This window comes from Macrococcus brunensis, from assembly GCF_004359615.1.
GTDB classification, from domain to species: domain Bacteria; phylum Bacillota; class Bacilli; order Staphylococcales; family Staphylococcaceae; genus Macrococcus; species Macrococcus brunensis.
In genome coordinates this window covers 1-13,551 of record NZ_SCWA01000003.1, presented here as the reverse complement: position 1 = coordinate 13,551, position 13,551 = coordinate 1, and the positions used below count along the sequence as shown (strand labels likewise).

Annotated in this window: 17 protein-coding genes and 1 other annotated feature; of the genes, 15 read left to right on the top strand and 2 right to left on the bottom strand. The window is 42.0% G+C overall.

What is annotated here, in order from left to right:
• The first annotated feature begins 3 nt into the window (after window positions 1–3).
• Window positions 4–124, top strand: a sequence feature (ribosomal protein L20 leader region).
• Window positions 125–138: 14 nt separating this feature from the next.
• The 10 genes from infC (at window position 139) to ERX27_RS01870 (ending at window position 9,115) form a co-directional block, all read left to right on the top strand.
• The gene (gene infC / locus ERX27_RS01915) at window positions 139–675 is read left to right on the top strand and encodes a translation initiation factor IF-3 (RefSeq protein WP_133431146.1); all 537 of its coding nucleotides are present in this window, start codon (window positions 139–141) and stop codon (window positions 673–675) included.
• 12 nt (window positions 676–687) lie between these two features.
• Window positions 688–888 carry a 50S ribosomal protein L35 gene (gene rpmI / locus ERX27_RS01910; protein ID WP_133431145.1) on the top strand — a complete coding sequence of 67 codons (201 nt, stop codon included), beginning with the start codon at window positions 688–690 and terminating at the stop codon, window positions 886–888.
• Window positions 889–920: 32 nt separating this feature from the next.
• Window positions 921–1,280, top strand: a complete 360-nt coding sequence (rplT, locus tag ERX27_RS01905) for a 50S ribosomal protein L20 (RefSeq protein ID WP_133431144.1) — start codon at window positions 921–923, stop codon at window positions 1,278–1,280.
• A gap of 153 nt (window positions 1,281–1,433) precedes the next feature.
• A complete protein-coding gene (locus ERX27_RS01900; protein WP_133431143.1) occupies window positions 1,434–2,141 on the top strand; it encodes a sirohydrochlorin chelatase in 708 nt (235 codons plus the stop codon).
• Window positions 2,122–2,547 (top strand): precorrin-2 dehydrogenase/sirohydrochlorin ferrochelatase family protein, encoded by a 426-nt coding sequence (locus ERX27_RS01895; protein ID WP_133431142.1) that lies wholly within the window; start codon window positions 2,122–2,124, stop codon window positions 2,545–2,547. The genes ERX27_RS01900 and ERX27_RS01895 overlap by 20 nt, the downstream gene beginning before the upstream one ends.
• Before the next feature lie 10 nt (window positions 2,548–2,557).
• A complete protein-coding gene (gene nirB, locus ERX27_RS01890; RefSeq protein ID WP_133431141.1) occupies window positions 2,558–4,963 on the top strand; it encodes a nitrite reductase large subunit NirB in 2,406 nt (801 codons plus the stop codon).
• A gap of 1 nt (window position 4,964) precedes the next feature.
• Window positions 4,965–5,273, top strand: a complete 309-nt coding sequence (locus ERX27_RS01885; protein ID WP_133431140.1) for a nitrite reductase (NAD(P)H) small subunit — start codon at window positions 4,965–4,967, stop codon at window positions 5,271–5,273.
• A complete protein-coding gene (gene cobA / locus ERX27_RS01880; protein ID WP_133431139.1) occupies window positions 5,264–6,235 on the top strand; it encodes a uroporphyrinogen-III C-methyltransferase in 972 nt (323 codons plus the stop codon). The genes ERX27_RS01885 and cobA overlap by 10 nt, the downstream gene beginning before the upstream one ends.
• A 118-nt stretch (window positions 6,236–6,353) precedes the next feature.
• Window positions 6,354–7,505 carry an MFS transporter gene (locus ERX27_RS01875; protein ID WP_165983047.1) on the top strand — a complete coding sequence of 384 codons (1,152 nt, stop codon included), beginning with the start codon at window positions 6,354–6,356 and terminating at the stop codon, window positions 7,503–7,505.
• A gap of 551 nt (window positions 7,506–8,056) precedes the next feature.
• The gene (locus ERX27_RS01870; RefSeq protein ID WP_133431137.1) at window positions 8,057–9,115 is read left to right on the top strand and encodes a M42 family metallopeptidase; all 1,059 of its coding nucleotides are present in this window, start codon (window positions 8,057–8,059) and stop codon (window positions 9,113–9,115) included.
• A 29-nt stretch (window positions 9,116–9,144) separates the two neighbouring features.
• On the opposite strand, the gene ERX27_RS01865 is transcribed toward ERX27_RS01870, so the two are convergent.
• Window positions 9,145–10,530, bottom strand: a complete 1,386-nt coding sequence (locus tag ERX27_RS01865) for a dihydrolipoyl dehydrogenase family protein (RefSeq protein ID WP_133431136.1) — start codon at window positions 10,528–10,530, stop codon at window positions 9,145–9,147.
• Window positions 10,531–10,652: 122 nt separating this feature from the next.
• Between ERX27_RS01865 and ERX27_RS01860 the strand changes: the two genes are divergently transcribed.
• From ERX27_RS01860 to ERX27_RS01840, 5 genes are all read left to right on the top strand, one after another.
• Window positions 10,653–11,390 carry a TrmH family RNA methyltransferase gene (locus tag ERX27_RS01860; RefSeq protein ID WP_133431135.1) on the top strand — a complete coding sequence of 246 codons (738 nt, stop codon included), beginning with the start codon at window positions 10,653–10,655 and terminating at the stop codon, window positions 11,388–11,390.
• Window positions 11,391–11,480: 90 nt separating this feature from the next.
• Window positions 11,481–11,912 carry a hypothetical protein gene (locus ERX27_RS01855; protein ID WP_133431134.1) on the top strand — a complete coding sequence of 144 codons (432 nt, stop codon included), beginning with the start codon at window positions 11,481–11,483 and terminating at the stop codon, window positions 11,910–11,912.
• Window positions 11,913–11,942: 30 nt separating this feature from the next.
• The gene (locus tag ERX27_RS01850) at window positions 11,943–12,461 is read left to right on the top strand and encodes a hypothetical protein (RefSeq protein ID WP_133431133.1); all 519 of its coding nucleotides are present in this window, start codon (window positions 11,943–11,945) and stop codon (window positions 12,459–12,461) included.
• A gap of 24 nt (window positions 12,462–12,485) precedes the next feature.
• Window positions 12,486–13,007, top strand: coding sequence for a hypothetical protein (locus tag ERX27_RS01845; protein ID WP_133431132.1), 522 nt, complete (start codon window positions 12,486–12,488; stop codon window positions 13,005–13,007).
• Between the two features lie 73 nt (window positions 13,008–13,080).
• On the top strand, window positions 13,081–13,455 hold the full coding sequence (locus tag ERX27_RS01840) for a hypothetical protein (protein ID WP_133431131.1): 375 nt from the start codon (window positions 13,081–13,083) through the stop codon (window positions 13,453–13,455).
• 10 nt (window positions 13,456–13,465) lie between these two features.
• Here the strand turns inward: ERX27_RS01840 and ERX27_RS01835 are convergent.
• A partial coding sequence (locus tag ERX27_RS01835; RefSeq protein WP_165983063.1) for an IS3 family transposase occupies window positions 13,466–13,551 on the bottom strand: 86 nt, incomplete at its 5' end.

Here is a 13,551-nt window from a genome sequence, read left to right as displayed (position 1 = left end):
GAATCGGACAAGTAGAAGCCTCCCGCTTCTCACCCGCAGAACGCCAAGAGCAGTGACCGGGTAAAGACATGGTTATCATGTCTATTTTTAGCGGGCGCTTTTGCGCCCGCTTTTTGTTCGTCGTAAATCCAATAGGAGGTGTCAATCATAGCTAAAGATCAAACGCAAATCAATGACAAAATCCGTGCGAGAGAAGTACGTCTCATCGGACATGACGGCGCTCAGTTAGGTGTTAAATCTAAATTTGAAGCCATCGAAATCGCTGAACGTGTCAATCTTGATGTTGTTCTAGTTGCCCCTAATGCAAAACCACCAGTCGCTAAGATTATGGACTATGGTAAGTATAAATTCGAGCAGCAGAAGAAAGAAAAAGAAGCACGTAAAAACCAGAAAGTAGTTGTAGTCAAAGAAATCAGACTGAGTCCTACAATCGAAGAGAATGACTTTAATACGAAACTGAAAAATGGTCGTAAGTTCCTTGAAAAAGAGGACAAAGTCAAAGTATCTATCAGATTCCGTGGACGTGCAATCACGCATAAAGAATTTGGTCAGCGTGTGCTGGAGAAATTTGCTGATGAGTGTAAAGATATCGCCACAGTAGAACAAAGACCAAAGATGGATGGCCGCTCGATGTTCTTAATGCTTGCGCCAATCGTCGACAAAAAACAAAACTAGGAGGATAACGAAATGCCTAAAATGAAAACTCACCGCGGAGCAGCGAAACGTGTAAAAAGAACAGGTTCAGGTAAATTAAAACGTTCAAGAGCTTACACTTCTCACTTATTCGCCAACAAATCAACTAAACAAAAACGTGGGCTTCGTAAAGCGTCATTAGTCTCTAAAGGCGATCAGAAACGTGTTGCTCAAATGTTAACTTACGTAAAATAATAAAATCAGGAATTATTTAAGGAGGAATTATCATGCCACGAGTTAAAGGTGGAACGGTGACACGCGCTCGCCGTAAAAGAACCATTAAATTAGCAAAAGGTTATTTCGGTTCAAAAAGCACATTATACAGAGTAGCTAAACAGCAAGTAATGAAATCAGGAAACTACGCATACCGTGACCGTCGTCAGAAAAAACGTGACTTCCGTCAATTATGGATCGCACGTATCAACGCGGCTGCACGTATGCACGACATCAGCTACAGCCGTCTAATGAACGGTCTTAAATTAGCTGGTATCGACATCAACCGTAAAATGTTATCAGAAGTTGCAATCTCTGACGACAAAGCTTTCGGCGAATTAGTTGAAGCAGCTAAAAAAGCATTAAATAAATAATCACTTAACTCCAGTATCTTTAAAGATGCTGGAGTTTTTTTGTTGCAATTTTTCTCTATAAGGGAATTCCCTATTTGTGAACAAAGTCACATTAATAGCTATAAATCATGACATGGATACGATAAAATAAAAGTGTATTCGAGGGGGAATAGAATGAAGGGAATTATTTATATTGCGCATGGCTCGAAAATGCCGGATAAAAATGAAAAGTTCAGAGCTTTTGTAGATAAAATCATCAAAAATCGGCCTGAAAGTATTCAGCGACTCGCATTCCTTGAAAAAGACGATGAAAATGTGCCGCGTGTAGCAGGTGAAATGCTGGTAGAAGGTGTCACTGACTTTTTAGTCATGCCGATGCTGCTTTTCCCTGCTATGCATGCTCAGGAAGATATACCTGAGCAACTTGACTCAGTCCTGAACGGTCGGGCGACTTACCATATTGCAGACTGCTTTGGTGATGAAGTAAGTGTCTGGCAGGTTGCCTTAAAGAGAATAGAAGATGCAGAGGGACTCATCCTCATTACAGCGCATGGCAACAAGCGTTTTGCAGAACCTGACCGCATGCTTGAACAGGTTGTACATAATATGCAAGAACAGACGGAACAGCGTCTGCAGGCTGCAATGCTCTACGGTGCACTCAGTTTTGAGAATCAGCTTGCAGAAACAGAGGCACAGGAAATCACCATTATGCCTTATTTCCTTTTCGATGGGCATCTCGTTCGCAAGATTAAGCGACTGAGTCAGCCTTTTATAGAGGAAGGAAAGACTATTCATTTCACTGACACGCTTGACCTGGATGAATCAATGGTCGAAGCAGCACTGAATAAACTGGAGGCACTCGATGTATCCCGTCATGCTTGATTTAACAGATAAGAAAATCGTGATTGTCGGTGGAGGCAGAATCGCCGCACGTAAGGTGAATGGACTGAAAGAGACAGGCGCCAGCATCACCGTTATCGCACCTGAAATCCTGGAAACAATTAATGGTGAGACCATTACTTGTATTAAAGAACCTTTCCATCATGATCTATCACATTTCGATATGATTTTTATTGCGACTGATGACGCAGAAGTGAATGCCCGTGTCATGAAGCAGATTAAACCGCATCAGCTCGTCAACGACTGTACGAATAAAAAGAACTCCAATTTTTTTAATATGGCCAGCTTTAGAACAGACGACGCGCGCATCATGATTTCAACAGACGGTAAAAGTCCTGAGACCAGTAAGAAACTAAAAGAACGTCTTAAACTATTTTTTAACTCATAAAGGAGAGTCAATCATGAAAGAAAAATTAGTCATGGTCGGTAACGGTATGGCCGGCGTCAGAACAATAGAAGAGATTATTGATAGAGATCCGGAAAAATTTGATATTACCATCATCGGTGAAGAACCTTATCCAAACTATAACCGTATTATGCTGTCGAACATTTTACAGAAAAAGATGACAGTCGAAGAAACGATTTTAAATGATTATGCCTGGTATAAAGAGCAGGGTATCACGCTGCACAACAGCGACCGTGTAGAAGAGATTGACCGTGATCATAAAAAGGTCATCACGAAAGACGGCGCGGTCTATGAATATGACAAACTGATTATGGCGACAGGGTCTACTTCATTCCTTTTACCGATTGATGGCGTCAAATTAGACGGTGTTATCGGCTGGAGAACCATTAAAGATACAGAATACATCATTGAACAGGCTAGACATTACCGTAAGGCAGTCGTTATCGGTGGTGGGCTGCTTGGTCTGGAATGTGCCCGTGGTCTGCTTGATCAGGGCATGGATGTCACAGTCGTTCACTTAGCTGAATGGCTGATGGAAATGCAGTTAGACCGTAAAGCAGGCGATATGCTGAAAGCGGACTTAGAGAAGCAGGGTATGAAATTCAAGCTGCAGGGTAATACACAGGAAATTATCGGAGACGAGCGTGTAGAAGCTGTCCGTTTAAGTGATGGTACTGTTATTGAGACCGATCTTGTTGTCATGGCAGTCGGTATCAGACCTGTCACAAAACAGGCTCGTGCTGCAGGACTTGAAATAGGTCGTGGGATTGTCGTCGACGATTTTATGGTGACGAGTGATCCAAATATCTATGCAGTCGGAGAATGTGCAGAGCACAACTCTAAAGTATACGGGCTAGTAGCGCCTCTCTATGAGCAAGGTAAAGTACTGGCTGACCATATTACAGGGCGTCCGACAGATGGTTATCATGGTTCAGCGACCTTCACTTCTCTGAAAGTGTCCGGCTGTGACCTTTTCAGTGCTGGCAAAATCTACGAAGGTGAAGAAACACGCGGCATTGAAGTTTACAACGGCATTGATAATGTCTATAAGAAAGTCTTCGTTGAACAAGGTAAAGTCGTCGGTGCTGTGCTGTACGGTGATACAGAAGAAGGTAACCGCTTCTATAACATGATCAAAAAAGGCGAAACAATCGAAGAATTTACACTTGTGTCACTGCTTCATAAAGCAGGTGAAGTGGATGCGATTTCTGTAGCAGAAATGGCTGACGATGAAACCATCTGTGGCTGTAATGGTATCTCTAAAGGACAGATTGTCACTGCAGTCCACGAAAAAGGGCTGACGACTGTTGCTGAAGTGACAAAGCATACAAAAGCAGGGGGCTCTTGTGGTAAATGTAAGGGTCAGATTGCTGATCTACTTGCTGTTACACTGGGTGATGCCTTTAATGCCGGCGGACCGACAGGTATCTGTGAATGTACAGAACTGACACGTGATCAGATTGTCACTCAGATTCGAGCAAAAGGCCTTAAAACTTCTAAAGAAGTACGTAATGTGCTCGGCTGGAAAAACGAGGGCGGCTGTTCTAAATGTCGTCCGGCTGTCAACTATTACCTCAATATGGTATGGCCGCATGAACATGAAGACGAAAAAGATTCTCGCTACGCTAATGAACGTTTCCGTGCCAATATTCAGAAAGACGGTACATTCTCTGTTATTCCACAGATGCAGGGCGGTATTACGAATCCGGATCAGCTGATTAAGATCGGTGAAGTGGCGAAGAAATATGATGTTGATTTACTGAAAATTACTGGTGCACAGCGTATCGGCCTGTACGGTATCAAAAAAGATGATCTGCCGAAGATCTGGGAAGAACTTGATATGCGGTCAGCTGCAGCATACGGTAAATCTACACGCTCTGTTAAATCATGCGTCGGTAAAGCGTTCTGTCGTTTCGGTACACAGTACACGTCAGACCTCGCGATTCGCTTAGAGTCCACATTTGAATATATTGATACGCCGCATAAATTTAAGATGGGTGTCTCTGGCTGTCCACGTAGCTGTGTGGAATCAGGTGTTAAAGACTTCGGTATTATCGGTGTGGAAAACGGCTTCCAGATTTATATCGGTGGTAACGGCGGTACAGAAGTTAAAGCAGCGACACTGCTGACAACTGTTGAGACTGAAGATGAAGTGATCGAGTTATGTGGCGCAATGATGCAGTACTACCGTGAGACAGGTATTTACGGCGAACGTACAGCACCATGGCTTGAGCGTCTCGGCTTTGAGCAGGTGCAGGAAGTGCTGATGGACTTCGAAAAACGTCAGGAGCTTCATGCGAGACTCATGGATGCAAACAAAGATCGTCAGCATGAGCCATGGAGAAATGTCATCGAGAATGAAAATGAACGTAAAATCTTCGAAGTGGGGCGCGTATAATATGGAAAAAGTAAAAGTATTCAATCTGTCGGACTTAAAACCTCAGATCGGCATGAAGTGTTTCGTCGGCGATAAAGAAATCGGTGTCTTCCTCCTTGATGATGGTGAAGTGAAAGCAGTCTATAATCGTTGTCCTCACCAGCAAGGGACACTTAGTGAAGGCACAGTATCCGGTCATTATGTGTTCTGTTCACTCCATGAACGCAAAATCAGTCTTGAAGACGGGGAAGTGCAGCCTCCTGATAGCGACGGCTGTGTAGAAACATATCAGACTGAAGTTGAAAACGGTGAAGTTTTCGTATGGGTGTAGGCAAAGTTTATTTTGTCGGAGCAGGGCCGGGGGATCCCGGCCTTCTGACTTTAAAAGCAAGAAGAGCCATTGAAAAAGCAGATGTCATCATCTACGACCGGCTTGTTAATCCTATTCTTCTGCAGCTTTCAAAGCCGGAATGTAAGTTGATATATGTGGGTAAAAACCCTGACGTCAAATACATGAAGCAGGATATGATCAATGAAGTGATTAATCATGAAGCGGCTAAAGGACTGCAGATTGTACGGCTGAAAGGCGGGGACCCTGCTATTTTCGGTCGGCTGACAGAAGAAGTTGAAAGTCTTGTTCATACGGACTATGAAGTGATTCCGGGCATTACGAGCGCGACGGCGGCAGCAGTCTATAGCGGATTTCCGTTAACGGACCGTGAGTATTCCCCACATGTGACTTTTGCGACCGGTCATCTGCAGAAAGACAGTGTTAAAGAAATAGATTTTCAGGCGCTCGCTAAAGGCGGGACACTCGCACTTTATATGGGGATGAAGGAACTGCCGAATATCGTCAAAGTCCTGATTGATCAAAATGGCGAGACATTGCCTATAGCGGTCATCGGACAAGCAAGCTATGGCTACCAGAAGACAGTCATCAGTAATCTCTGTCATATAGAGCGGGCAGTTGGCGAAGCAAAGGTTTCGCATCCTGCTATGATTATTGTCGGAGATGTCGTAAGATGCCGGAAGACTGAATCCTGGTTTGAGAAAAAAACTAATTTCGGCCGTAAAATACTAATAGTCAGTGAGTCAAAAATAGAGATTGACGATGTGCTCGAACGCTTTGATGACGGCGGCTATTATTATTTAATCGATCAGCTGACCGATACGACGCACAGCGAAAAATATGCGGATGTTCACCGCGATGTATTAAAGGCAGTGGCGTTCGATGAAATCAGCGGAACAGATGCAGCAAAGGCCTTATTCAAGCAGCAGTTCGCTATTGATTAAGTGAACTGCCTTCAGTATAATAAAATTAATTTCATAGAGGCGGCACATTGCCCGCTTTCATATGTATATGACTGCAGCGCCTTCCAATTCGGAAGGTGCTTTTTTATTGGAGGAGAATATGAATATCAATTTATTGTTACTCGCTTTGATGGCCTTTCTCGCAGGACTTGCTGAATTTGTTATCGCCGGGATTATTCCGTACCTCGCCGATTACTTTCAGGTGACGACAGAGCAGGCAGGTTTACTCGTAACCGTCTTTGCTTTTATCTTTGCTATTGCTGGACCCATCCTGATGATGGTAACGAGCGCTATTAAAAGACGTACACTCTTGATCGGTTTTAATATACTTTTTATCATCGGTAATCTGCTCAGCGTGATGAGCACGACTTACGGTATGATCATGCTGTCAAGAATCGTTCTTGCAATCAGTGTGTCGATGCTTGTCGGCCTCGCATTTTCATTATGTGTCAAAGTAGTCAGGCAGCCGTTTCAGCCACGAGCAATCGGTATTGTCCTGATGGCTCTCAGCAGCGCCATGGTTCTCGGATCGCCGATTGGAATCTTTTTATCTTCTCTTTATAGCTGGAAGATGGTTTTTATGGGGATTGCTGTCTTGTCTGTTGTGACGTTACTGATTACCGTTAAATATTTTCCGTCTGATTTGGAAGTTGAGAAGCTGTCGCTTAAAGATGATTTAAAAGGACTGCTCAGAAAAGACCTGATTGCAGCCCACTGCTATACCTTTCTCTTTTTTACAGGTCAGAGTGTTTTCTATATTTACTTTTCACCTTATTTACTACATGAAAAAGTCAGTGCAACTGTCATCAGTTTGCTTTTCATTGTCTTTGGTGTCTGTGGTACACTCGGCAGCGGCTTGGGCGGACTCCTGACAGAGAAATGGGGCAGCAGACGGGCATTAGTGGTTTTAAGTATGCTTTATGCTGTTGTGATGGCCGGCTACCTGGTTTCAAGTTCAGTCGGCTGGCTGTTTATCAATACTGCGCTGCTTGGACTTGTCGGCTGGTCCATTAATGCTCCGACACAGTCCTATCTGATTGAACGTTCAGAAAAATATGCGAGTATCAATCAGACGGTCAGTACGTCATCGGTGCAGTTCGGTATTTCATTTGGTGCGTTACTTGGCGGCATGATACTAGGAGCTTACGCGTCCTATACATTATTGATTGTGTGGGCAGTGGTGATTCTGATTGGAACAGTAATAGTGTCACTGATGTTGTTCAGATTTTCCAGAGAAAGAAGATTACCTTAAAGTTTCCTTAAAAACACGAGGAAAATGAAATTTGACACCCTTTTTACGTTAAAATAGAAAAAAATGGAGGGTGATCAGATGGACTTTCTGAAAAATCGCATCGTAGTAAGGCTAATGGCGACGTTCGCAGTCATCGCCATCGTTCTCTGCCTGTTCTTTCTGCTAGTTGAGTGCAAGACCAATTTTGAACATAGAATCGGCTATAGCCCAATCGTTAAAATGAATGTGGAACCATTGTCAAAATTAAATGTTGAGCGATGGGTGATAAAAAGGTAAGTATGAGCGTCCCGCCGATTTATCTGCCGCTCTTAAATATTGAATATATTCAGATGGCTGGTGTCTCTTTAATAACATGTCATCACCTCACACTCACTAAATAAGCTCCGGCAATTCCTGACAAACTGGCCAACTCGAATCCCATCTACAGTTTTTCATTTTCTGCTGCTATTTCTTTAAAAACTGTGCGAACTTCTCATGCAGTTTTTGACGAAATATTGAAAAAACTTAAATTTAAAAGTGCTATACTGAAATTAATGAAAAGGGGGATATACATGGAACAACTAGACTTATTCAAAAAATTGACGGACTGTAATGCAGTTGCCGGTTTCGAAGGACCGATGACAAACTTGATGAACGATTACTTAGAACCGATATCAGACGACATCGTGAAAGACAATACGGGCAGTATTTTCGGTAAGAAGGGGCAGGGACGCCATTCCATTATGCTGGCCGGTCATTTAGATGAAATCGGCTTTATGGTGACAGCGATTACAGTGGATGGTTTCATCCGATTCACCAACCTCGGCTACTGGTGGGCAAATGTCATGCTGAGCCAGAAAGTCACCATTACCGGCAGTAAAGGAGACGTCCGAGGCGTGATCGGCGGCAAGCCGCCTCATGTTTTAGGCGTTAAAGAGAAGGAACTTGCTGCTGAAGTCAGCAATATGTTTATTGATATCGGTGTGAATAACAGACAGGAAGCACTTGATGCCGGCGTGCGTATCGGTGACCCGATCACACCGTACAGCGAGTTCGAAGTGATGACTAACCCTGATTACCTCCTCGCTAAAGCATGGGATAACCGTTTCGGCTGTGCACTTGCGATTGAAGCGCTGAGAGACAACCCTGATCCTCATATCACTATTTACTCAGGGGCAGTCACTCAAGAAGAGACATTGTCACGCGGTGCTAAGACAGCAGCTCATAAAGTGAAGCCATCACTCGCCATCGCGCTTGATGTCGGTATTTGTGCGAAGACGCCAGGTATGACAGGGAACGCGAAGATGGGCGATGGACCGATTATTGTGCTCGTCGATGCATGGCATATCGGCCATCCGACTTTCAGACAGTTCGTTACAGATATCGCTGAAAAACATGACATTAAGATTCAGTTTGACTACCTGACAGGCGGCTACACAGATGCTGGACATATTGCACAGAGTTTTGACGGCATTCCGGCTATCACAATCGGTGTGCCGACGCGTTACATTCATTCGAACGTCTCGATGATGAATCGTCAGGACTATAACGGCGCACTGAAACTCTTGAACGCTGTACTTGCAGAGCTGACTGATGACATCGTCGACCAGATTATAGAGCAGACATACTAAAAGACAGCCCGAGTCATTCGGGCTGTCTTTTATAGTTCGATATCCACATCCATCATCTGTACTTTCAGCAAGTCTAAAATACCACTTGAAGCACTTGGGAATGCGAAGATCATCATGTTCAGTTCACGGGCAGACATCTTCTTCTCGACGATGAAAGTCATGATGTTGATCAAATCATCTGCTGCATGACCGTAGATCGCGGCACCCGCAACATGCTTTCTGTTATCCAGTGCAAAGACCATCTCGGCGTCTGTCTCGTTTTTATATTCAAATCTGAGACTTTCTCCGAACTTAATAGTTTTGATTTTGTAACCTTTTTCTTCTGCTTCTGCGATTGGCATCCCTACTTGAGATATTCGTGGCAGTGTGTAGGCGACAGACGGAATAGCCGGATATTTAATAGGCAGCAGTTCGAGTGCCTTGACAGGATTCAGCAGGTTCGCCTCGCGTGCCATAATCTGCAGCGCAATATAGTTGGATTCAAATGTCGCAGTCGGTGTTAATTTCGGAATATCTTTATCCAGGACATCTCCGCTGGCATAAATATTATCAACTGAAGTGAGTAAATGTTTATCTACTTTGATTCCTTTTTTGCTGTACTCAATTCCTAATTCCTCGAGACCAATATTCTCCACATTTGGAATACGGCCTGTTGCGTCTACGATATAGTCAGTATCAATCGTGAGACCTGATGCAGTCGTTAACTTATAGCCGAATTCAGTTTTCTCAACGCTTGTAGTATCTTCATAATAATGGAAGGTGACATTTTCTTTTTCAAGCTTTTCAGTCAGTTTCTTCACGTACGGCTGGTGAAATGCTTTTAAGATCTGGTCAGAGTGGCTGATGACATGCACTTCTGAGCCATATTTACTGGCGATGGAAGCAAACTCGATACTGATATAGCCGCCGCCAATAAAAGTGATGTGTTTCGGAAATGACTCCAAGTCCATAAAGTCACGACTGTCGTGCAAATATTCCTTGCCTTTAATATCCAGTAAATGGCTGCGCTGGCCTGTTGCAATGACGATATATTTTGGAGAATAATCCGTGCCATCTACAGTCACCGTATTCTTGTTTTTGATGACGCCGTGACCATAAATAATATCGACGCCCATTTTTTTGAACATCTTCTCGAGGCCATCTTTCTGTGGATCGATAACTTCATGTTTATAACGCATCAAGTTTTCCCAGTTAACTGCTGGCTGACTTTCAAATATATCACCGAGACGTTCCATATCTTCAACTATCTCAAATGGGCCCTCGAGTAAAAATTTTGGGTTACAGCCATAGTTGGTACAAGTGCCTGCCAGTGTCTCTTTTTCGATTAATGCCACTTTCTTTTTGGACTGTGCAAGTGCGACCGCGGCATGCCAGGCTGCATGACCACTACCGATAAAAATTACATCATAATTCATTACTGAACCTCCTCTACTATTATATTTTCCTCTTCCCTTTTTCTGGGTATTTAATCAACCTGTAAGGAGACAGCGAATTAAGTTATAATAGAGGTAATCAGATAAATCGGAGGCGTGAAGACATGGAATTAATCGAATCAGTACAGAACACAAGAATTAAAAATATCGCCAAACTGCATACACGTAAAGACCGCAAAAAAGCACAGCAGTTCTTAGTGGAAGGCTATCATTTAGTGGAAGAAGCAGTGAAAAGCGGCATTGAAGTAGAGACAATTCTGAGCGTCAATCCGGATGATATATCAAGTGAGATGACAGCAGGCAGCAAGGAACAGTTCCAGATTACTTTTAAGATTGCGGAGAAACTGTCTCAGACAGAATCGCCTCAAGGTATCTATGCGGTATGCAACATGCCGGACTATCAGATAGGCGATTTCAGTCAGCTGATTTATCTTGACCGCATCCAGGATCCAGGCAATGTCGGCACGATTATCCGTACAGCAGATGCAGCAGGATATGATGGTGTTGTCATCTCAAAAGGCACCGTTGATATCTACAATGATAAAGTACTGCGCGCGAGTCAGGGCAGTGTCTTTCATATACCGGTTGTGGAAGCGGATTTTCACGATATCAGGAAAGACTTCAGCGGCAAGATATACGGCACATCACTGAAGAATGGTAAGAACTATAAGGAAGTCGAACTGTCTAAAGAATTCATACTTGTTCTCGGCAATGAAGGGCAGGGCGTCGATGAACTGATTTTAAATGAAACTGATGAAAATTTATTTGTACCGATTTTTGGCCAGGCAGAAAGTCTGAATGTCGCGGTCTGTGCCGGTATTTTAATGTATCAGCTGAAGTAACCTTAAACTTACCTTAAAAATACAGAAAATAGTAAAATTAACCACCTTTTCGATTATACTAAATGTATAACGACGAAGGTGGTTTTTTCTATGAATCTAAAAGAGACATGGCAGGACTATAACGACTACTTTTATAATACGAAAGCACCCATTAATTATAAACAGTATAGAGATGAATTAAATTTAATCGCGATAATGACATTACCTGTTTTCTTATCTTTTATCTTTCTGATTTCCTTGAATTTAAATGAAGGAATCAAACAGTCCTTTATCTACGGTGTGACATTTGTAATTGCAGCTTTAATAATAACAATACTTAGAAATCCGGTAGAAAGACGCATGTTCAATACAAGAGACAAATCTGATATGCCTTATCGGGTGTCCCATGTTATCTTTTTTATCGGTTCGATTATCTACTGTCTGATCAGCTACTTTCTACATCAGGAAGTTCAGTTCTATGTGCTTGTGCTAGGTTATTTTATCCCGAGCATGACCACGATGGGAAACTATTATTTAAAATAATTCTGAGGTATTCATAAAGGGGGCAATTTAATGAAAAACAACATTACCTGGAAGGAAGCTTGGCAGGACTATATACGTAACTTCTTTAAACCGAAAGCGCCGATCAGTTACGAGATGTACGACAAACATAGATGGGTGTCTGTGCCATTGCTCATTTTATTGCTTATTCTGTTCTTTTTTATCAGTTATCAGTTAGATTTATTCGACTCGATAGACTGGAATCAATCACTTGAAAAATACCATAAATTAAAGGTAGAACAAGCTTTTCTGTCAGGACTTGTCTTTACACTTTTTCTTTTCATCTTTCACCTAACAGATTTAACAACTGAACTAAGAATGTTTCATGCAAGAGGAAAAAGTGCGAGAGACTATCTGATTGCACTGATAGTAGCTCCCATCATTTCATTATTATTTGTTTATTTGATGTATCGATTCGAGCAAGAGAATCAAACGTTTTTCATCATCATATTCTTTTATTTACCGTCTTATTTCAACAACTGGAGATATATAAATAACAGAAAAGCAGATCGACTACGAAAAGAATATTAATGCTTTTCAGGAAGGAGTATCGAAATGAAACAGCAAATTACCTGGCAGGAAGCCTGGCAGGATTATACGCGTAACTTCTTTAAGCCGAAAGCGCCGATCAGTTATGAGATGTATAAGGCACATAGTCGTCTCGTGCGACCTTTAGGTGTAGTTTTAACAATCATATGGTTTATTATTATTTATCAGATAGGAAAATATCCAGAAGGATTTTGGAATAGAGCTGAAAAGACACAGGATCACTTTGAAATTGTCCAATCTTTTAAACGTGGTCTAGTATTCATCTTAATCTCCAGCGCTATCATTCTTCCCACTTTACCAACAGAATTAAGAATGTTCACTAAAAGAGGTAAAAGTGTTTTGCCTTATATGTTAACTTTTATCTTCTTTGTTGTTGGAGGGATTACTTTTTCTTTTATCACCTTCTATCTAAATATGAAGGGAGATATGCTGTTCGGTGTTCTAATGATGTTAGTGTTGATATTTATGAATAATCAAAGTTATGTAGATAACGTGAGAAAAACAGGGGCCGACCAAAATGAACAATAAAATTACCTGATAGGAAGCCTGGCAAGATTATACGCGTAACTTCTTTAAGCCGAAAGCGCCGATCAGTTATGAGATGGATGATTATCATAGATGGATTACTTTGATATTCTTGCTGCCAACTACAGCACTTTTATGGTATATTGCGAGTCAATCAGGGCTGTTCGACCCAGTGGATTATAATTTATCTGAAAAGGAATACGCTTATCAGAGAGCAATGGCGTTTTTTAACGTAGGATTATTTGTTCTGGTATTCATGTTTTTTAACTTCCTTTTTAGCATCGGTAAGGAAATCAGATTGTTCTATTCAAGAGGAAAAAGTCCGAAACTCTATCTTCTTGCAGTGGCAAGATCCTTTATATTGGCATTGATATTTCTGTTCGTTATGAAGCATTATGAACAAAATGTTCCAAGTGTCATGGTACTGAACCCTGAAAATGGGACGGAATAAAAAACACTTTTTATAAGGCTGCTTGTATTCGGTATTGAACCGGAGATAAGTAGCCTAATTTTTGTTGAATTCTATTTTCATTATAATTTTTGATGT